Origin of the sequence: Rhodococcus sp. 05-2255-1e (assembly GCF_002259025.1) — a bacterium.
GTDB classification, from domain to species: domain Bacteria; phylum Actinomycetota; class Actinomycetes; order Mycobacteriales; family Mycobacteriaceae; genus Rhodococcoides; species Rhodococcoides fascians.
This window is the reverse complement of record NZ_NOZE01000013.1, coordinates 1-19447: the sequence shown is the minus strand read 5'-3', so window position 1 is coordinate 19447 and position 19447 is coordinate 1. Positions and strand designations below refer to the sequence as shown.

Sequence of the window (19447 nt, the reverse complement as noted above, 5' to 3'; positions counted from 1 at the left end):
GGCGGTCACGGATCGCGCACGTTTTGGTCATCGACCCCCGGTGCACCGCGAACGTACTGTTGAACCGTGACGTCAGTCGCACCGACGACCGCGCTGTGACACCCCTTTCTCGCGGTCGACGACGGTGCGCACCGAACAAGGAGACCCGCGTGGAACGCACACTTTTCGAGCCCGAGCACGAGCTGTTCCGGGAGTCGTACCGGAAGTTTCTCGAACAGCACGTAGCCCCCAATCACGCGAAGTGGGAAGAGCAGAACATCGTCGACCGCGGCGTCTGGGTAGAGGCCGGCAAGCAGGGCTTCCTCGGGACTGCCGCACCGGAGGAGTTCGGCGGCGGCGGCGTCAAGGACTTCCGCTACAACGCCATCGTCACCGAGGAAACCACCCGCGGCGGCTACAGCGGCATCGGCTTCACTCTGCACAACGACGTCGTCGCGCCGTACTTCATCGAGTTGGCCAACGACGAGCAGAAGCAGCGCTGGCTTCCCGGATTCTGCTCCGGTGAGCTGATCACCGCGATCGCCATGACCGAGCCGGGTACCGGCAGCGACCTGCAGGGCATCAAGACCAAGGCCGTTCGGGACGGCGACGACTGGGTGCTCAACGGCTCGAAGACGTTCATCACCAACGGCATCAACGCCGATCTGGTGATCGTCGTGGCGTGCACCGACCCCGAGAAAGGTGCCCAGGGCTTCAGCCTGTTGGTCGTAGAGCGCGACATGCCCGGATTCGAGCGTGGCCGCAACCTCGACAAGATCGGCATGAAGGCCCAGGACACCGCGGAACTCAGCTTCACCGACGTTCGGGTTCCCGCAGCCAACCTGCTCGGCGAAGAAGGCATGGGCTTCATCTACCTGATGCAGAACTTGCCTCAGGAGCGGCTCTCGATTGCCGTCGTCGCCGCTGCAGCCATGGAATCGGCACTGGAGATGACCATTCAGTACTGCCGTGACCGCAAGGCATTCGGTAAATCGATCGGAAAGTTCCAGAACACGCGATTCGTGTTGGCGGAACTCGCTACCGAAACCACCGCCACCCGCATCATGGTCGACAAATTCATCGAACTGCTCAACGACGGCAAGTTGACCGTGCAGGAAGCTGCCATGGCCAAGTGGTGGACCACCGAGAACCAGGTCAAGCTCATCGACCGGTGCCTTCAGCTGCACGGTGGGTACGGCTACATGAAGGAGTACCCGATTGCCAAGGCGTACATGGATTCTCGGGTACAGACCATCTACGGCGGCACCACGGAGATCATGAAGGAGATCATCGGTCGCGGACTGAATCTCTGATTCTTTCCATCGTTCAGGACCGACGAGAAGGGCCGCAGCATCTGTGCTGCGGCCCTTCTTCGTTGTGTCCGAACAGAGTTCAGAGCTTGCGCATCACGGTGACGACCTTGCCGAGAATGGCGGCATTGTTGCCCGGGATCGGCTCGAACAGTGGGTTGTGCGGCATGAGCCACACCTCACCCTTGGAACGCTTGAACGTCTTGACCGTGGCCTCACCCTCGATCATCGCCGCGACGATGTCGCCGTTGTCGGCCACGGACTGTTGACGCACCACCACCCAGTCACCGTCGCAGATCGCCGCGTCGATCATGGACTCGCCGACGACCTTGAGCAAGAACAGCGATCCCTGACCGACCAACTCGCGGGGGAGTGGGAACACGTCCTCGACGGCTTCCTCCGCCAGAATCGGTCCACCCGCGGCGATCCGTCCGAGAACCGGCACGAACGTCGGCGTCGGCAACCGATCCTGCTCGTCGGACGCTGCCGAACCGTCCACCGCCGCCGCGGCCTGGTCGGCCTGCACCTCGTCCAGTCCGCGGACGTCCACAGCGCGAGGGCGGTTGGCGTCGCGCCGCAGGAACCCCTTGCGTTCGAGGGTGCGAAGCTGATGTGCGACGGACGACGTCGACGTCAGGCCCACGGCATCGCCGATCTCTCGAATGCTGGGTGGGTATCCGCGCTCGGTGACCGAGGCCCGGATGACCTCCAACACCTTCCGTTGGCGCTCGGTGAGCCCTGCACTGATGTCGGTGCCCACCTCCATGGCCTTCGGGGTCGGCTCGGCAGCCGGCTTTCCGGCTGCAGCCTTGCCGACCGTCGAGGATCCGGCTCGCGTGGAACCAGCTTTCGTGGAACCCGTCGTACTGGAACCGGTGATGGACCTCGTCGAGGTCTCGTCCTTCATGCTGTCGGCCTCCTGCTGATGCGGCTGGATTCGGTCTACGCGGTATCGATCCACGCGGACTGGAGTTGATGATGTCGACTCGTGTGGCGTGTGGTTTCTGACACGAATCTAGCGTGTATCAGCTGTTGAATCAAACATCTGTTCGACTCGTGTCGCGTTTTCTACAGACTTTGTCGGAGGCGCGTGATAGAACTTCGAACAAGCGTCCATCGAACGCCTGATCGAACAATCGATCCAACGAGCGAAGACGAGGTTCCGATGACCATCACCACCGATCGTCCCACCACTGCCGGTATGCGTTCGCGATCCGGTGTCGTCGAGCGTCGTCGGCGCTCGCGGCCCGTGCTGCAGAACCACGCGCGTCGGACGCAGAACGGCCCGTGCTTGCCTGTCGTGGACGAGTCCTGGACCGACGTCACCGATCGCGAGATGGCGGATCGAGACTTCGACGACACCTCGGCCCATTTCGCGAGCCAGACCGTGCGCCCACGCTCTCTCGTTCTGTGGATGTTGGCTGTGGTCGTCGTGGCCGGCGGTCTGATCGGCATCGCGAATCTGAGCGCGACCACACCCGACGCGTCCACTCAGCCCGCCGGCGCGGTCATGGTTCACGACGGAGCGCTCGTCGAGTACGCACCCAGCAGATGACCACCGGCACCATGGTGCCCAGCGTGGCTGAGTATCCTCGAAGACTGCCCCGACGCGCACGTTCGTCGTCGGAGTATCGGCTACGACGGAGGCTCCCTCATGCATTGCCCGTTCTGCAGACACCCCGACTCACGCGTGGTGGATTCGCGTGAAATGGACGAGGGTCAGGCAATACGGCGACGCCGGTCCTGCCCCGAGTGCGGTCGACGCTTCACCACCGTGGAGGCCGCCATGCTCGCCGTCGTGAAACGCAGTGGTGTGACCGAGCCGTTCAGTCGGGAGAAGGTCGTCAAAGGAGTTCGTCGCGCCTGCCAGGGCAGAGACGTCGACAACGACGCGCTGAACCTGCTGGCTCAGCAAGTCGAAGACAATATTCGCGCGGCCGGTTCGGCCGAGATTCCCAGCAACGAAGTGGGCCTGGCCATTCTCGGACCGCTACGCGATCTCGACGAAGTGGCCTACCTGCGTTTCGCATCGGTCTACCGCTCGTTCAGTTCGGCAGAGGACTTCGAGAAGGAAATTCACGAACTCCGCAAACATCGAGAGTCCGCCGACGTCGAGTGACCCGCGCGCCGATCAGCGAGACTGATCGGCGATCGCCTTCTCGATGCGCTTCTCCGATACCGGATACGCGGTACGAATTCCCTGCGCGAACAACCCCACCCGCAGCTCCTCGATCATCCAGAACAGCTCCTGCACACCCGAGCTGTTCTTCCTGCTCTCCGGAAGCGAATCCAACAGCCGCCCGTACGAGCCGTACACCCGGTCGAGAACGTCCATCGCCGCAGCGTCGCGGCCCGCGCTGCTCGGCAGAGTGGACAGCCGCTTCGTCGCCGCAGCGAGATAGCGTGGCAGATCTGCCAACCGTCGAGAACCGAATTCGGTGACGAAACCGCGAAAGATCAAGCCGTCGAGCTGTTCTCGGACATCGTCGGCCGGCTCACCCGATGCGCTCTGCAACTGGGCCGACAGAGCCAACGCGGCCGTCAGGACCGGTCGAACCAGTGCGAGAACAGCAGCAGTACGCCGCGGAACCTCCGCGTCCACCAGTGCCCTGAGCTTGTCGAACTCGGCCGGGTCGCGAACCGGGCCGCCGTGCGCGTCCATCGCTTCTTCCACAGCGAGCGCACGGCATTCCTCGAGCAGCGCATCGACGCCGCCGTACGGGTTCTGGCCGAGCGCAAGACGTTCGGTGGTCGGCAGCCCGGCCAACAGCGCCTTCGTTCCCTTCGGTGCCGTGGCGAGCAGCAGAGTGCGGGTGCCCGCGCGCATGGCTGCTCGTTGCTGGGCGGGGGTACTGAGCACTCGCACCGCCACGCCCGAACCCTCGGGTACCAACGCCGGGTACCCGGTGACCTTCTGCCCGCCCACGTCTCGGGTGACCGTGGGTTCCAAGCGGCCCAACGTGCCCGAGGTCCACGCCAGCGTCGGGGCGCGCTCCGCGTCGCCGACCGCACGTGCGACCTGTCGGCCGACCTCACCGGCCAGACCGGCGCGCAGCGCAGTCAGATCCTTGTTGCTGCCGAGCACGGTCCCGGACGGGTCGACCGCGGCGAACGTCATTCGCAGGTGATCGGGTAGCGCCGCAGTGTCGAAGTCCTTCGCGGTGATGTGGCACTGTGCGGCCCGTGAGAGTTCTCGGGCCAGAGCCGTCACGAGTGTTTCGGCCCGCGGTTTCATCACTGCCAACGCTGCCGCAGCGAAGTCCGGAGCCGGAACCACGTTGCGTCGCAATGCCTTCGGTAGCGTCTTGATCAAGGCGGTGACGAGCTCGGCGCGCATCCCGGGCACCAGCCAGTCGAAGCCGACCGGCTGTACCTGAGCGAGCAGTGCGATGGGAATCCGCGCGGTGACGCCATCAGCGGCCGTGCCGGGCTCGAATTGATACGTCAGTGGGAATTGAATGTCACCCTGTCGCCACGCGTCCGGATACGCACCCGTCAGTACCGACGCGGCGTCCGAGTTGACGACGGTGTCTGTAGTGAAGTCGAGCAGGGACGGATCTTGCCGGCGGGCCTTCTTCCACCAGGTGTCGAAGTGTCGCGCGGACACGGCTTCCGGGGCGACGCGGGCGTCGTAGAAATCGAACAGTGCGTCGTCGTCGACGACGATGTCCCGTCGCCGAGCACGATGTTCGAGCTCGCCGACGTCGTCGAGCAGAGCCCTGTTCTTGTGAAAGAACCCGTGCTGGGTCTTCCATTCGCCCTGAACCAGGGCATGCCTGATGAAGAGCTCGCGAGACGCCTCGGGATCGATGCGGTGATAGTTGACCGGGCGCTGCGTCACCAACGGGATGCCGTACAACGTCACCCGTTCGTAGGCCAGCGCCGATTCCCGTTTGATCGACCAGTGTGGTTCGGAATACGTGCGCTTCACCAGGTGCGGTGCCAACCGTTCGGCCCATTCCGGTTCGATGCGGGCGGCCATCCGGCCCCACAGTCGTCCGGTCTCGACCAGTTCTGCAGCCATGACCCAGCGCGGTGGCTTCTTGAACAGACCTGACCCGGGGAAGATCGCGAAATGTGCTCCGCGGGCACCCAGAAATTCACGCTTGTCGCCCTCTCTGAGGCCGACGTGCGAGAGCAGGCCGGACAGCAGGGACTGATGCAGTGCGTTCTCGCTCGACTCTGCGTCGGGCACTGTCCATCCGAGGCCGCGGGTGATCTGGCGGAGTTGTCCGTGCAGGTCCTGCCATTCGCGGATCCGCAGGTAGTGCAGGAACTCGGTGCGGCACATGCGTCGGAACTGGTTGGAAGACAGCTCGTCTCGCTGCTGCCGCAGATACTTCCACAGCTGCACGTACGCCAGGAAGTCCGAATTCTCGACGGCGAAACGGGCATGCTTCTCGTCTGCAGCCTGTTGGTGCTCGGCGGGACGCTCCCGCACGTCCTGAATCGACAACGCCGCCACCACCACCAGCGCATCACGAAGCGATCCGTTGCCGTTGGCCTCGACCAACATTCGGGCCATTCGAGGATCGACAGGAAGGGCGGACAGTTCGCGGCCGATCGGGGTGAGCTCGGCAGTGCCGTCCTTGGTGGCCGGCTTGAGTGCTCCGAGTTCTTCCAGCAAGCCGATACCGTCGCGGATGCTGCGTGGATCCGGCGGCTCGACGAAGGGAAACGCGTCGATCTTGCCCAATCCGAGCGCGGTCATCTGCAGAATGACCGAGGCCAGATTGGTGCGCAGAATTTCCGGCTCGGTGAACTGCGGACGAGACTCGAAGTCTTCCTCCGAGTACAACCGGATACAGATCCCGTCGGCGACGCGTCCGCAGCGACCCGCCCGCTGGCGTGCAGAGGCCTGTGAAATCGGTTCGATGGGCAGCCGCTGCACTTTGGTGCGCAACGAGTATCGCGAGATGCGCGCGGTGCCCGGGTCCACGACGTAGCGGATGCCGGGGACCGTCAGCGACGTTTCCGCGACGTTCGTCGACAGCACGACCCGGCGTCCCGAGTGCGGTGAGAACACCCGATGCTGTTCGGCGGCAGAGAGTCTGGCGTACAGAGGCACGATCTCGGTGTTGCGGAGATTGCGATCGGCCAGCGCGTCCGCGGTATCGCGAATTTCGCGTTCACCGGACAGGAACACCAAGATGTCGCCGTCACCCTCGGACATCAGCTCGTCGACGGCCTGGCAGGTGGCATCGACGGGATCGAGGTCGATCGTCGTTTCTCCCGCGTCGACCGTCAGAGGTCGATACCGCATCTCGACCGGGAACGTACGGCCGGATACCTCGATGATCGGTGCTGCGACCCCGTCGCGTGCGAAGTGTTGCGCGAATCGCTCCGGATCGATGGTCGCCGACGTGATGACGATCTTGAGATCGGGTCGCCGGGGGAGCAGTTGCGCGAGGTATCCCAGGATGAAGTCGATGTTCAGGCTGCGCTCGTGCGCCTCGTCGATGATGAGGGTGTCGTACTGGCGGAGCAGTCGGTCGCGTTGGATCTCGGCCAGCAGAATGCCGTCGGTCATCAGCTTGACGAGGGTCGAATCGGAGGACTGGTCGGTGAATCGAACCTTGTAGCCGATCGATTCGCCCAGTGGTTGACCCACCTCCTCGGCGATGCGCTCGGCAACGGTGCGCGCCGCCAACCTTCGGGGCTGCGTGTGACCGATCGAGCCGCGGATTCCGCGCCCCAGTTCGAGGCAGATCTTGGGAATCTGGGTGGTTTTGCCGGACCCGGTTTCACCGGCGACGATGACGACCTGGTGGGCAGCGATCGCTGCGGCGATATCGTCCTTGCGCGCGCTGACGGGCAACGCCTGCGGATAGTCGAGGGTGGGCACTGCTGCTCGACGTGTGGAGATGACGGCTTCCGCGCGAGCTACGTCGCGTTCGAGCGCGGCGACGGCGTCCTCGGTGCGGGCCTTGTCGAGACGTCGTCGGAGCCGGTTCTCGTCGCGGATGGTGAGCTGTGCAACACGTGCGGCGAGTGCTCGTCGATCACCGGACGAATTCGAGGTAGACATACTCGTACCAGGATATCCGTTACGCGGTACTCACCCGAACTCCGTCCGGGAACGAACCGATGCACTCGCCGAATTCGACGTGACTACTGTGTAGCGCATGTCTTCCGACCTGGATCCAGCCGCCTCCACACACACCTCCGCGCTGTGGCACGGCTTCGCCGACATGGGCAACGTCACCGCCAATGGGCCGTTCGTCGTCTCGCGAGGCGAGGGTGCGTACATCTTCGACAACGAGGGCAACCGATACCTGGATGCCACCGCCGGTCTGTGGTTCACCAACGTCGGTCACGGTCGCCGCGAGATCGCCGACGCCGTTGCCGCGCAGCTGAGCTCGATCGCGCACTACTCCAACTTCGGCGACTTCGTGCCCGAGACCACGTTGGCACTGGCCGATCGTCTCGCCGCCATCGCACCGGTGCCGGGCAGCAAGATCTTCTTCACCTCGGGCGGATCGGACTCCATCGACACCGCGGCGAAGCTTGCGCGCCGCTACTGGGTCGAAATGGGACAGCCGTCCAAGAAGATCATCGTCGGACGGCAGAAGGCCTACCACGGCATGCACGTCGCCGGCACCGCGCTGGCCGGCATTCCGGTCAACAAGGAGAACTACGGCGAGCTGATGCCCGACGCCAGAACAGTGGCATGGGACGACGCGAAATCGCTTCTCGCGCTGATCGAAGAGGTCGGAGCCGAGAACGTCGCCGCCTTCTTCTGCGAACCGGTGATCGGAGCGGGTGGAATCTACTTGCCTCCCGAGGGCTACCTACGTGAGGTACGGCAGATCTGCCGCGACAACGACGTGCTGTTCGTCGCCGACGAAGTGGTGACCGGATTCGGCCGGATCGGCGGTAGTTGGTTCGCCTCCACCCGCTTCGAGCTCGAACCCGATCTGATGACGACCGCCAAGGGGTTGACGTCGGGCTACGTCCCGATGGGCGCAGTGTTCATCGCTCCGAAGATCGCCGAACCGTTCTTCGCAGGCGGAGTCTGGTGGCGTCACGGCTACACCTACGGTGGCCACGCAGGTGCAGCCGCCGCAGCGATGGCCAATCTCGACATCATCGAGCGCGAGGACCTGCTGAGTCAGTCCAAGCGCATCGAAGCCGCACTGCACACCCACCTCGCGCCCCTGGCCGATCACGATCGAGTCGCGGAAGTCCGCAGCGGCATCGGCGCTGTCGCTGCCGTTCAGCTCGCCGACCCGGCGGAGGCATTACCGTTCGTGAAAACGTTGAGAGCTCACGGTGTTTCGGGCCGCGCGGCCGGACAGGGTGCAATGCAGATCTCGCCGGCGTTCGTCATGACCGACGCCGAGATCGAGGATATGGCCTCTCGCATCCTCAGTGCGCTCGGCTGAACCGGAGTCTGCTCAACAGCTGCTTCCCCCGCGAGAGCGGGGGAGCAGGTTCGGGTTCCGGCTCAGCGGAGATTGCGGCGAACCGCCGGTGCAGCTGATCGCGCACTTCGTCGGGCGCATACGCGCGCCGCTTGCGCTCGGACCGCACCACCAACGCCCCGGTGGCCGCAACCCCGGCCATCCCGGCGAGACCGAGAGCTTTCCAGACGTTCATGCGGCAACCGTACCGCCACGAGATCTAGGGCTGGTCCATGAATCCGTCGCGAATCAGCCTCGATACCGCTGTGGATGCCACCAGAACCGGCGACATCTGGATCTTCCGCGGCCACTCGTCGGCGGACCGCGCAATCCAGGCTTTGACGAACAGCCCGGTCAACCACGTCGGTATGGCCGTCGTCCTGGACGACCTCCCGCCGCTGATGTGGCACGCAGAGCTCGGAAAGTCGTTGCAGGACATGTGGACCGGAAATTTCCAGCGTGGAGTGCAGCTGCACGACCTGCGCTCTGCCGTTACCCACTGGGCCCAGCGGTACCAACAGCGTTGTTGGCTGCGGCAATTGGACGGATACGCCGGTCGTTCCCCTGGCTCCACTCCGGCCGTGACGAAGGAGCAGGAAGACGCGCTGCTTCGCACCATCGCGCGGATGGACGGAACGGCTTTTCCGACCACCGCGGCGCTCGCCGGTCGGTGGTTCCGTGGACGCGTGCCGGCGCTCCGAAAGAACGCGCAGGAGAGCGCTGCGCTCGAAACCGCGTACTGCGCCGAAGTTGTTGCGATGACCTACGACTCGATGGGTCTGTTGACGGGAAACAAGAAAGCCAACTGGTTCGATCCAGGAAAGTTCTGGAGCGGCGACCGTCTGCCACTGGCGGAAGGGGTGCGTCTGGGTGAGGAAATCGAAGTGGACGTGCCCGTCACACCGTGATCGAGTCGTCGTCGACGCTTCGGCCCCCGAGCTCTACCCACCCGTCCTCGTCGACGGTGGTCCACAGCTCAGACCCCGCACCCTGGACGATGTTCAGGCCCCGACCGAGCTCGGCAGTGAGCCGGACGGCGGCAGCACCTGTTGCCTCGTCCTCGGCGATTCCCATCATCGGCGCGAACATGCGCGAGCGCAGTTCGGCGCGCTGCTCGTCGGTCCAGGCCCAGATGTAGTGGTGGCCACTGTCGTAGGTGTTCGGATCTGCCGCTGCCACCTCGGCTGTGTCGTGGACCTGATGAAACGTGAACTGCGGAGCCCACTCGGCGCGTGCACGCACCCAGGTGAGCTCGCCGTCGTAGCGGATGTCGAGCGTGGCAGCGGGGACGGTGAGCGTCTGCACCGAGTGTCCGTTGTTGCGAAGCCACCAGGACAATCCGACCGTCGGATGTCCGGCGAACGGGAGCTGCGTCGCCGGGGTGTAGATCGTCGCCGACGCGGTTCCGGGTGACGAGCGATCGACGAACACCGTCTCGCTGAAACCCAACCGGGTGGCAATATCCTGCCTGTCGCTCTCGCCGACAGCGCGCGCGTCGACAATCCCCAGTGGATTGCCGAACCTGCCGTCGGCATCGGTGAACGCTCGGACGACGGACACCTCGATAGCCATGCGGGGACGTTACCAATGCGTCGTCGAGGCGTCACGATCGACGACGAACGGGGACCCGCCGCAGCGGATCCCCGTGTCGACCTGTTCAGCGGAACCTCAGACGGAGGCACCGTCGAGTACGCGGCCGGCCTCGACGGCCTGCGCGACACCCGCGACGATCGATGCGGCGCGAATCGCCTCGAAGATCTTCTCGCGGTCGACGCCCTCGGCGCGCAGAGTCTTCTCGTGCGCCTCGAGGCAGTGGTTGCATCCGTTGACGGCCGAGACCGCGAGCGACCACAGCTCGAAATCGGCTTTCTCGACGCCAGGGTTGCCGATGATGTTCATACGCAAGCCGGCGCGTAGATCGTCGTACTTTCCGTCCAGGTAGCCCTTGGTGCGGTAGAAGACGTTGTTCATACCCATGATCGACGCGGCACCCAGAGCGGCGTTGTACGCCTCGGCCGACAACGAGTCGGCGGCGTCCTCGGCGATCTCCTTCAACGTGGTCGCGGACTTCGACGCGGCGGCCACCGAAAGCAATGTGCCCCAGAGCTGTTGCTCGCTGAGCACGGTGGACCGCACGATCGAACCGAGGTTGAGCTTGAGGTCCTTCGCGTATTCGGGGACGGCGTTCTTCAAATTGTCGATCGACATGTCAGACGCTCGCCGTCAGTAGTTCGCCGGCGTCGATGGTGGGATCGCCCTTCTTCCAGTTGCAGGCGCACAGCTCATCCGACTGCAGTGCGTCCAGTACTCGAAGAACCTCGTCCACATTTCGACCGACCGATCCGGCGGTGACCGAGACGAACTGGATCTCGTTGTTCGGGTCCACGATGAAAGTGGCCCGGTCGGCGACGCCGTCGGCATTGAGAACACCGGTGGCAGCGGCCAATTCGCGCTTGAGATCCGAGAGCATCGGGAAGGGGAGCGTCTTGAGCTCGTCGTGCTGCGCGCGCCACTGGAAGTGCACGAATTCGTTGTCGACGGAGGCACCGAGGACCTGCGCGTCACGATCTTCGAACTCGTCGTTGAGCTTGCCGAATGCTGCGATCTCGGTGGGGCACACGAACGTGAAATCCTTGGGCCAGAAGAAGACGATGCGCCACTTTCCGGCGTGGTCGTCGCTGGTGACGGTGGTGAAGTAGTCGTCGGGCTGCTGCGCGTTCACCTTGGACAGGTCGCCGCCGATGACGGCGGTGAGATTGTATGCGGGGAACTGGTCGCCGATTGTCAACAGTGCCATGTGGTCTCCTCGTGTCGAAATGATCGCGTCGGTTCCGTCGGGAAGCGGTTCGGCTCGGTGGCGATTGTGCAGCCGCACGAGCTCGACCGACCTGGACGAGTGTGCCAAAAATGGGCCGAAAGGTAAACGTGATGAGTGGCACTGGACCGACAGGCGTGCCCGATCGACGCTGTCGGCCGACGCCGTCACTTCCGCGCCCCGCGCACTACCGCCAATTCGTAACGGCAGCAACGCAATTGGTCTCGGCACCGTATCGGGACGGCGAAAACTCGGTACCTGCCCAACCAACCATGTACGCAGGTATTTCGTCCCCGTTCGTACCGCCCGGTCGTGTACTCGGTGGACGCACCCCGACCTTTGCCGCGCAACGCAATTCGATTCCAGAGTGCGTGGAACGGGTCGGCCATAGCCGACTTCGCCACGCTCGCAGGCCTTCTCGCGCACGAGGCGCACGCATCAGCCGGGCGTGACGACGATCTCGTCGAACACGATTTCTCCGGCCGCGTCGGATTCGGCGAGGTCGATGACGGCATCGAGCGACCAGCCGTGGTCGCCGTCCGGATCTTCGAGTACCTGGCGGACCGTGGTGGATTCCGCACCGACGTTCAGGGTGAACAGCGCCGGCCCGCGAGCCGAGGGCCCGGTGCCGATGAACCCGTACTCGGCGAAGAACGGCTCCAATTCCTCCTCCCAGTCCGGCCCGTCGTCCAGGTCGTCGAGCGCGTTCCACTGACGACGCGCCGCCAGATCGACCCTTCGAAAGATCGCGTTACGGGCCAGGATTCGGAAAGCCCGTGGATTCGCCGAGATCGGACGCGGTGCATCGGACCCGTACGCCTCGACCAGGGCTTCCGGTTCGGCACCGGGATCGGTCAGGTTCTCCCACTCGTCGAGCAGGCTGGAATCGACTTGCCGAACCAGCTCGCCCAGCCACTCGGTGATGTCCTGCACTTCCTCGGTCCGCGATTCCGGCGGAACCGTCTGGCGCAGAGTTCGGTACGCGTCGGCAAGATAGCGAAGTACCAGGCCCTCCGAGCGCATGAGGCCGTAGTGACTGATCAGCTCCGCGAAGGTCATCGCGCGCTCGACCATGTCACGGACGACGGACTTGGGCGACAGGCCCACCTCGGAGAGCCACGGGTGAGACCCGCGGTAGATCTCGAAGGCCGGAACGAGCAGCTCGGCAAGGGGTTTCGGCCAGGTGACCTCTTCGAGGAGTTCCATCCGCTCGTCGTACTCGATGCCGTCGGCCTTCATCTGGGCCACCGCTTCGCCGCGTGCGGCATGTTGCTGCGCCATCAACACCTGCCGAGGATCGTCGAGCGTCGACTCGATGATCGACACCACGTCGAGCGCGTGGGTGGGGGAGTCGACGTCGAGCAACTCGAACGAGGCCACCGCGAACGTCGACAACGGCTGATTGAGCGCGAAGTCCGGCTGCAGGTCCACCGTCAGCCTGGCATGGCGCCCGTCCGCGTCCGGCTCGGCCAACTGTTCGACGATTCCGGCCTCCACCAGGCCGCGGTACAGCGACAGCGCACGCAGGATGTGCTTGCGCTGAGCCGGCCGGGTCTCGTGGTTGTCCTCGAGCAGATGACGCATCGCGTGGAAGCAATTGCCCGGCCGCGCAATGACATTGAGCAACATCGCATTGCTGACCGAGAACCGGGACGTCAACGGCTCCGGGCTCGCCGCGATGATGCGCTCGAACGTCGGCTCGCCCCACGAGACGAAGCCGTCGGGTGCCTTCTTGCGCTGTACCCGCTTGAGCTTCTTCGGGTCGTCACCGGCTTTGGCCACGAGCCGCGCATTCTCGATGTCGTGCTCGGGTGCCTCGACCACGACGGTGCCGAGGGTGTCGTACCCCGCGCGGCCCGCGCGTCCCGCGATTTGATGGAACTCACGCGCCCGAAGCTTGCGTGTTCTGATGCCGTCGTATTTGGTGAGTCCGGTGAACAGCACGGTCCGGATGGGAACGTTGATGCCCACGCCCAACGTGTCGGTACCGCAGATCACCTTCAACAGACCGTCCTGCGCCAGTTTCTCCACCAGCCTGCGGTACTTGGGAAGCATGCCGGCGTGATGCACCCCGATACCGTGACGAACCAGTCTGGACAGCGTCGACCCGAAGCCGGTGGTGAAGCGGAAATTGCCGATGGCCTCGGCTATCGCGGCCTTCTCTTGCTTGGACGCGACATTGATGCTCGTCAGGGCCTGAGCGCGTTCGAGTGCCGCTGCCTGGGTGAAGTGCACGACGTACACCGGTGCCAGGTGCGTCTGCACCAGCTCCTCGATCGTTTCGCCGATCGGGGTGGTGACATACGAGAACATCAACGGGACAGGCCGCTCGGTACCGGAGACGACGGTGGTCGTGCGGCCGGTACGTCGGGTCAGATCGTCGCGGAAGAACGAGACGTCGCCCAACGTCGCCGACATGAGCAAGAACTGGGCGTTCGGCAGTTCGATCAGAGGTACCTGCCAGGCCCACCCCCGGTCCGGCTCGGAGTAGTAGTGGAACTCGTCCATGATCACTTGGCCGATGTCGGAGTCGGCGCCCTGCCGCAGTGCCAGGTTCGCGACGATCTCGGCAGTGGCGCAGATGATCGGCGCACCGGAATTGACCGACGCGTCGCCGGTCATCATGCCGACGTTCTGCGCTCCGAAGATCTCGCACAGGGCAAAGAACTTCTCGCTGACGAGCGCCTTGATCGGCGCGGTGTAGAAACTGCGAATGCCTGCGGCCATGGCCGCGAAGTGGGCACCGATGGCGACCATGGACTTTCCGGAACCGGTCGGCGTGGCCAGGATGACGTTGGATCCCGACACCAGCTCGATCAGCGCCTCTTCCTGCGTGGGATACAGCGTCAGGCCCCGGTCCGAAGCCCAGGTGGTGAACGTATCGAACAGGACGTCCGGGTCCACGCCGTCGGAGGTGGCGGCGGAAACGTCGGGTATCAGTTCGGTGAGGAGCACCTCTACAGGCTATGTGTCGGTGACGGCGGTTCCCGAATCGACACCGAACGCCTGCGACGGGAGCGTCAGGTCGCGCTTCGCTCGTCGGACCCCATGGCCCCGAGCACGGCCATCCTGGTGCTCGAGCTGCCGCTGATCATGTCCTCGCCGACGCCGGTGATGAGCAGGTTGCGCCAGCGCACCTCGTCGAAACTGAGCGAGGGAGTCGAGTCGATGAAGTCCTCGAGGACCTGAAGGAAGCGCATCGGATCGTCGCGAAACGGGAAGTGTCCGGAATTGTCGAACACTTCCAGCTTCGAACCGGGCATGGCGGAATGAGCCAGCCGGGCGTGCGCCACCGGGATCACCGAGTCCTGTTCACCCCACACCAGCAGCACCGGCAGGTTCTCGGTGAGATAGCAGCGGTCCAGCATCGTGACCACCTGGCCACGCCAGTCCACCACGGCACGCAACGTCCGTAGGTAGGCCTCGTATGTCGTCGGTGCAGGCAGTTCGCTCAGCACTCGGATCAGATCGGGGGTGTCGTGCAGCATCGACCCCGGTCGCAGTGGGGAGCTGTGCAGTTTGCTCAACAGGCCGCCGGCCAGCTTGACCGCCGGTATCGCGCCCGGCAAGCGCAGCAGCTTCACCGCCTCGGACAGGAACGGCATCGACGCCAGTCGCAGAAGGGGGTGCACGTCCTTGGTCACTCCGCCCGAGGACACCAACGCGAGGCGATCGACCATGTGCGGGAACTGATAGGCGAACTGCATCGCCACCCCGCCGCCGAGCGAATGGCCCACCACGGTGACGTGCTCGATGCCCAGGACGGACAATAGGTCGCGCATACCGTTGGCGTACGCGGCAACCGAATAGTCGGCCCGAGGTTTGTCGGAGCGGCCGTGGCCGAGGAGATCGGGTGCGATCACCGTGTAGCTCTTGGCGAGGTGCGGGATGACCTCGTTCCACGTCTCGGAATTGTCACCGATCCCGTGGATCAGCAGCAGCACAGGGCCCTCACCGGCCATGCGAAAGGCCCGCCGATATCCGTGAATGGTCCGAAAGATCAGCCGCGGTTCCTCGTCGGGAACCGGCCGGAGCTTACGACTGCGCGGAGTAGTGGACATTCGCGCCTCCTGATTCCCTGGTGCGCCGACGCACGGCGCAGTACGGCGTCGCTGCTGACGAGAGCGCAGCAACACAGACGACGGTTGTGTGTTGCTACGACTCTCGCACGAGATCGCGCTCGGGGCAGAGCATCGGGCGTATTGCGGGTTACAGGTATGTTGCGATCCGCCGGGGCTGTCGCATATGACTGGATACCACTGCTTTCGCTGTGACCAGCTCCACAACTACCGGGGAGCTTGTCCGTCTCCGTCGTCGAGGCCGGCCTGCTCGGCCAGGAACCGCTCGAACTCGGCACCCAGCTCGTCGCCGCTGGGGAGCGGCTCGTCACTGGCCAACAGCGTGGACTGTTGTTCCTGCGCGGCGACATACGTGTCGTACTGGCGCTCGAGCGCCTGTACGACCGACTGCACTTCCTCGTTTCCGGTGATGTGCTCGTTGACCTGCTCCCGGACGCGAGCCGCGGCCTCGCCCAACGCTGCCAAAGGCAGATCGAGCTCGGCAGCTTCACCGACGTTCTCGAGCAGCGTTTCCGCAGCCCCCGGGTAGTCCGTCTGCGCGAGATAATGCGGGACGTGTACCGAGAACCCCATCGACTCGTGGCCGTGCTGTGCCATCCGTAGTTCGAGCAAGGACGACGCACTACCGGGCACCTGCAGCTCGCCCGCCCAGCTGTTGCCTTCCTTGACCAACGCCCTGTCGCTCGCGTGCGCGGTGACGCCCAGCGGGCGGGTGTGCGGAATGGCCATCGGAATGGAGCCGAGACCGATCGTGCGCCGCACTCCGAGCTGCTCGGCAAGCAGTCGCACTGCCGTCGTGAACTTCTCCCATCGCAGATCGGGCTCCATGCCTGCCAGAAGAAGGAAGGGGGTCCCCACGTTGTCCTTGACGGCATACAGGTTGAGCTCGGGAGCGTCGTAATCCGAGAAGTGATCGGACTTGAACGTCATGGTCGGCCGACGGGACCGGTAATCGATCAACTCGTCGACATCGAAGGAGGCCACCAGCTCGGTTTCGAGACTCTCCCGCAGATGGGTCGTCGCCAGCTTCACGGCATGGCCGGCGTCGGAGAAACCTTCCAGCCCGTGCACCAGCACGGGCCCGACTCCGTCGTTGGAGAAAATCTGAGGTGCCGGAAATTCCAGCTCGTACATCTTCGACTGTTCGGTCATGGCCGGGCCCCTTTCGGATCGACTCGTCGATGCCTCGACGCGAGCATCGGGTCAGAATACGCGGACCGTCTGCTCGAGCCGCATACACGCCGACGTCGATCGTGGTGAATCACTACCCGACAGAACAACCGCGGAACCGTCGTTCATTCCCGGTCGGCGATTCGGTCCCCGCGTCGACGCATCAGCGGTCGAAATTTGCCAGGGCTCGGATCTTGTTGGTGACGTCCAGTGCGGCGACCTTGTACGCCTCGGACAACGTCGGGTAGTTGAAGACCGCATCGACCAGGTAGTCGACGGTGCCGCCGCACCCCATGACGGCCTGACCGATGTGCACCAGATCCGTGGCTCCCGAACCGAAGATGTGCACGCCGAGAATCGAACGGTCCTCGGTGGAGACGAGCAACTTGAGCATCCCGTACGAGTCCCCGGCGATCTGGCCGCGGGCGAGTTCGCGGTATCGCGACACACCGACCTCGTAAGGAATGGATCCTTTCGTCAGATCGACCTCGGTCGCGCCGACGTACGAGACCTCGGGGATGGAGTAGATGCCGATCGGTTGGACGTCGGTGAGCTGCGCGCTCGGTTCCCCGAACGCGTGATACGCCGCCAACCTGCCCTGATCCATCGACGTCGCCGCCAACGCCGGAAACCCGATGACGTCGCCGACGGCATAGATGTGGTCCACCTTGGTCTGGAAATGCTCGTCGACGAAGATGCGCCCACGGGCGTCGGCTTCGAGGCCCGCGTTCTCGAGTTCGAGGGCCGTGGTCAGCCCCTGGCGACCCGCCGAGTACATCACCGTCTCCGCCGGGATGCGTTTGCCGCTGGCAAGGGTCGTCACCGTGCCGTTCGGCCCGACGTCCACCGCGGTGACTGCTTCACCGAAGCGGAACGTCACCGCGAGATCGCGGAGGTGGAACTGCAGGGATTCGACGATCTCGCGATCGCAGAAGTCGAGCATCGAATCGCGTTTCTCGACGACGGTCACCTTGGTGCCCAGGGCGGCGAACATCGAGGCGTACTCGATGCCGATCACGCCGGCACCCACGACGACCATCGACGCCGGGATGAACTCCAAGTTCAGAATGCCGTCGGAGTCCAACACCCGGTAGTCGTCGAATGCGACGTCGGCGGGTCGCGCGGGGGCGGTGCCGGTGGCGATCACCACGTTGGCGGCCGAGACCGTGATGCGCTCGCCCCGGGCCTCGTCCTCGACGACGATGGTGTGTGCATCCAGAAACTTGCCGACCCCGGTGATCAGCTCGATGCGGTTACGGAGCAGTTGCGAGCGCACCACCTCGATTTCCTTACCGATCACATGCTGGGTTCGGGCCAGCAGGTCGGCGGGAGTGATGTCGGCCTTGACGCGGTAGCTCGCGCCGTACAGCTCTCGCTGATTCATCCCCGTCAGATAGAGGACGGCCTCTCGGAGTGTCTTGGACGGAATGGTTCCGGTGTTGACGCACACGCCGCCGAGCATGTGGCCCTTCTCCACGATCGCCACTCGCTTTCCGAGCTTCGCGGCCGCGATCGCGGCCTTCTGGCCGCCGGGGCCCGAGCCGATGACCACCAGGTCGTATTCCATGGGTGCAGACATCGTTCATAGGTACCGCTCGCACGAGAAGACTGTGTGCCCGCTCGGTCACGAGCGTGTGAATTCCGCGGCTCGTCCCACCGAACGAATGCAGATGTCGCCACGTGACGATGCGTTGTGCGAGGCTGAACCGAGCACGCAACACACGATTTTCAGTGGAGGAATACATGCCGCAGCAGGTCCGCGCCGTCGTCGCCAAGAGCAAAGGCGAGCCCGTCTCGATCGAGACGATCACCATTCCCGATCCCGGCCCGAACGATGTCGTGGTCACCATCGCCGCGTGCGGGGTGTGTCATACCGATCTGCATTACCGCGAGGGGGGCATCAACGACGAGTTCCCGTTCCTGCTCGGCCACGAAGCCGCAGGCACCGTCGAAGCGATCGGCGATGCGGTCACTCATGTCGAGGTCGGTGATTTCGTGGTGTTGAACTGGCGTGCGGTGTGCGGGGAGTGCCGAGCCTGCAAGAAAGGCACCCCCTGGTACTGCTTCGACACCCACAATGCATCGAAGAAGATGACTCTCGCCGACGGCACCGAACTCTCTCCCGCGTTGGGGATCGGGGCGTTCGCCGACAAGACCCTCGTCCACGAAGGACAGTGCACCAAAGTCGACCCCGACTCCGATCCGGCGGTCGTCGGTCTGCTCGGCTGCGGGGTGATGGCCGGACTCGGTGCGGCGATGAACACCGGGAACGTCTCCCGCGGGGATTCCGTCGCCGTGATCGGGTGCGGCGGTGTCGGTGATGCTGCGATCGCCGGCGCCCGGTTGGCGGGGGCGTCGACGATCATCGCCGTCGACCGCGACAAGAAAAAACTCGACTGGGCCCTCGAACTCGGGGCCACCCACACTGTCGACGCCTCCCAGGTCGATGCCGTCGAGGCCATCCAAGAGCTCACCGGTGGGTTCGGGGCGGATGTGGTCATCGATGCCGTCGGCCGCCCGGAAACCTGGAAGCAGGCGTTCTACGCCCGCGATCTCGCCGGGACGGTGGTGTTGGTGGGGGTGCCGACGCCGGAGATGACCGTCGAGATGCCGTTGATCGATTTCTTCTCCCGGGGTGGGTCGTTGAAGTCGTCGTGGTACGGCGATTGCCTACCGGAGCGGGATTTTCCG

At 64.4% G+C, this 19447-nt stretch carries 16 protein-coding genes; 6 read left to right on the top strand and 10 right to left on the bottom strand.

The window, feature by feature from the left end; all coding sequences use genetic code 11:
• The first annotated feature begins 149 nt into the window (after nucleotides 1–149).
• The gene (locus CH262_RS10215; protein WP_094717721.1) at nucleotides 150–1292 is read left to right on the top strand and encodes an acyl-CoA dehydrogenase family protein; all 1143 of its coding nucleotides are present in this window, start codon (nucleotides 150–152) and stop codon (nucleotides 1290–1292) included.
• Between the two features lie 79 nt (nucleotides 1293–1371).
• Here CH262_RS10215 and lexA read toward each other — a convergent pair whose 3' ends face one another.
• Nucleotides 1372–2055, bottom strand: a complete 684-nt coding sequence (gene lexA / locus CH262_RS10210; RefSeq protein WP_027496855.1) for a transcriptional repressor LexA — start codon at nucleotides 2053–2055, stop codon at nucleotides 1372–1374.
• Between the two features lie 399 nt (nucleotides 2056–2454).
• Here lexA and CH262_RS10205 point away from each other — a divergent pair, with 399 nt between their 5' ends.
• Nucleotides 2455–2844 (top strand): hypothetical protein, encoded by a 390-nt coding sequence (locus tag CH262_RS10205; RefSeq protein ID WP_032383680.1) that lies wholly within the window; start codon nucleotides 2455–2457, stop codon nucleotides 2842–2844.
• 99 nt (nucleotides 2845–2943) lie between these two features.
• On the top strand, nucleotides 2944–3408 hold the full coding sequence (gene nrdR / locus CH262_RS10200; protein WP_094717549.1) for a transcriptional regulator NrdR: 465 nt from the start codon (nucleotides 2944–2946) through the stop codon (nucleotides 3406–3408).
• Nucleotides 3409–3420: 12 nt separating this feature from the next.
• On the opposite strand, the gene hrpA is transcribed toward nrdR, so the two are convergent.
• Nucleotides 3421–7317, bottom strand: a complete 3897-nt coding sequence (gene hrpA / locus CH262_RS10195) for an ATP-dependent RNA helicase HrpA (RefSeq protein WP_094717548.1) — start codon at nucleotides 7315–7317, stop codon at nucleotides 3421–3423.
• A gap of 97 nt (nucleotides 7318–7414) precedes the next feature.
• Between hrpA and CH262_RS10190 the strand changes: the two genes are divergently transcribed.
• The gene (locus CH262_RS10190) at nucleotides 7415–8674 is read left to right on the top strand and encodes an aminotransferase family protein (RefSeq protein WP_094717547.1); all 1260 of its coding nucleotides are present in this window, start codon (nucleotides 7415–7417) and stop codon (nucleotides 8672–8674) included.
• Here the strand turns inward: CH262_RS10190 and CH262_RS10185 are convergent.
• Complete coding sequence (locus tag CH262_RS10185) at nucleotides 8658–8888, bottom strand: hypothetical protein (RefSeq protein WP_027496860.1); 231 nt, start codon at nucleotides 8886–8888, stop codon at nucleotides 8658–8660. The genes CH262_RS10190 and CH262_RS10185 overlap by 17 nt on opposite strands.
• A 37-nt stretch (nucleotides 8889–8925) precedes the next feature.
• Here CH262_RS10185 and CH262_RS10180 point away from each other — a divergent pair, with 37 nt between their 5' ends.
• The gene (locus tag CH262_RS10180) at nucleotides 8926–9600 is read left to right on the top strand and encodes a hypothetical protein (protein ID WP_094717546.1); all 675 of its coding nucleotides are present in this window, start codon (nucleotides 8926–8928) and stop codon (nucleotides 9598–9600) included.
• Here the strand turns inward: CH262_RS10180 and CH262_RS10175 are convergent.
• From CH262_RS10175 to sthA, 7 genes are all read right to left on the bottom strand, one after another.
• Nucleotides 9590–10264, bottom strand: coding sequence for a PhzF family phenazine biosynthesis protein (locus CH262_RS10175; RefSeq protein ID WP_094717545.1), 675 nt, complete (start codon nucleotides 10262–10264; stop codon nucleotides 9590–9592). The genes CH262_RS10180 and CH262_RS10175 overlap by 11 nt on opposite strands.
• A gap of 96 nt (nucleotides 10265–10360) precedes the next feature.
• On the bottom strand, nucleotides 10361–10900 hold the full coding sequence (locus CH262_RS10170; protein WP_027496863.1) for a carboxymuconolactone decarboxylase family protein: 540 nt from the start codon (nucleotides 10898–10900) through the stop codon (nucleotides 10361–10363).
• 1 nt (nucleotide 10901) lies between these two features.
• Nucleotides 10902–11489, bottom strand: coding sequence for a peroxiredoxin (locus CH262_RS10165; protein WP_032366622.1), 588 nt, complete (start codon nucleotides 11487–11489; stop codon nucleotides 10902–10904).
• 456 nt (nucleotides 11490–11945) lie between these two features.
• Complete coding sequence (locus CH262_RS10160) at nucleotides 11946–14462, bottom strand: DEAD/DEAH box helicase (RefSeq protein ID WP_094717544.1); 2517 nt, start codon at nucleotides 14460–14462, stop codon at nucleotides 11946–11948.
• Between the two features lie 65 nt (nucleotides 14463–14527).
• Nucleotides 14528–15568, bottom strand: a complete 1041-nt coding sequence (locus CH262_RS10155; RefSeq protein ID WP_027496867.1) for an alpha/beta fold hydrolase — start codon at nucleotides 15566–15568, stop codon at nucleotides 14528–14530.
• 225 nt (nucleotides 15569–15793) lie between these two features.
• Complete coding sequence (locus CH262_RS10150) at nucleotides 15794–16738, bottom strand: proteasome assembly chaperone family protein (protein WP_027496868.1); 945 nt, start codon at nucleotides 16736–16738, stop codon at nucleotides 15794–15796.
• A gap of 181 nt (nucleotides 16739–16919) precedes the next feature.
• Complete coding sequence (gene sthA, locus CH262_RS10145; RefSeq protein ID WP_094717543.1) at nucleotides 16920–18335, bottom strand: Si-specific NAD(P)(+) transhydrogenase; 1416 nt, start codon at nucleotides 18333–18335, stop codon at nucleotides 16920–16922.
• Between the two features lie 164 nt (nucleotides 18336–18499).
• Here sthA and CH262_RS10140 point away from each other — a divergent pair.
• The coding region (locus CH262_RS10140; RefSeq protein WP_094717720.1) for an S-(hydroxymethyl)mycothiol dehydrogenase at nucleotides 18500–19447 on the top strand (948 nt) is incomplete at its 3' end.

What these genes read in the sequence shown, in the direction of transcription:
- hrpA (WP_094717548.1), bottom strand. Translation starts at nt 7,317, where the DNA reads ATGTCTACCTCGAATTCGTCCGGTGATCGACGAGCACTCGCCGCACGT.
- CH262_RS10175 (WP_094717545.1), bottom strand. Translation starts at nt 10,264, where the DNA reads ATGGCTATCGAGGTGTCCGTCGTCCGAGCGTTCACCGATGCCGACGGC.
- CH262_RS10170 (WP_027496863.1), bottom strand. Translation starts at nt 10,900, where the DNA reads ATGTCGATCGACAATTTGAAGAACGCCGTCCCCGAATACGCGAAGGAC.
- CH262_RS10205 (WP_032383680.1), top strand. Translation starts at nt 2,455, where the DNA reads ATGACCATCACCACCGATCGTCCCACCACTGCCGGTATGCGTTCGCGA.
- CH262_RS10150 (WP_027496868.1), bottom strand. Translation starts at nt 16,738, where the DNA reads ATGACCGAACAGTCGAAGATGTACGAGCTGGAATTTCCGGCACCTCAG.
- sthA (WP_094717543.1), bottom strand. Translation starts at nt 18,335, where the DNA reads ATGTCTGCACCCATGGAATACGACCTGGTGGTCATCGGCTCGGGCCCC.
- lexA (WP_027496855.1), bottom strand. Translation starts at nt 2,055, where the DNA reads ATGGAGGTGGGCACCGACATCAGTGCAGGGCTCACCGAGCGCCAACGG.
- CH262_RS10155 (WP_027496867.1), bottom strand. Translation starts at nt 15,568, where the DNA reads ATGTCCACTACTCCGCGCAGTCGTAAGCTCCGGCCGGTTCCCGACGAG.
- CH262_RS10185 (WP_027496860.1), bottom strand. Translation starts at nt 8,888, where the DNA reads ATGAACGTCTGGAAAGCTCTCGGTCTCGCCGGGATGGCCGGGGTTGCG.
- nrdR (WP_094717549.1), top strand. Translation starts at nt 2,944, where the DNA reads ATGCATTGCCCGTTCTGCAGACACCCCGACTCACGCGTGGTGGATTCG.
- CH262_RS10180 (WP_094717546.1), top strand. Translation starts at nt 8,926, where the DNA reads ATGAATCCGTCGCGAATCAGCCTCGATACCGCTGTGGATGCCACCAGA.
- CH262_RS10190 (WP_094717547.1), top strand. Translation starts at nt 7,415, where the DNA reads ATGTCTTCCGACCTGGATCCAGCCGCCTCCACACACACCTCCGCGCTG.
- CH262_RS10165 (WP_032366622.1), bottom strand. Translation starts at nt 11,489, where the DNA reads ATGGCACTGTTGACAATCGGCGACCAGTTCCCCGCATACAATCTCACC.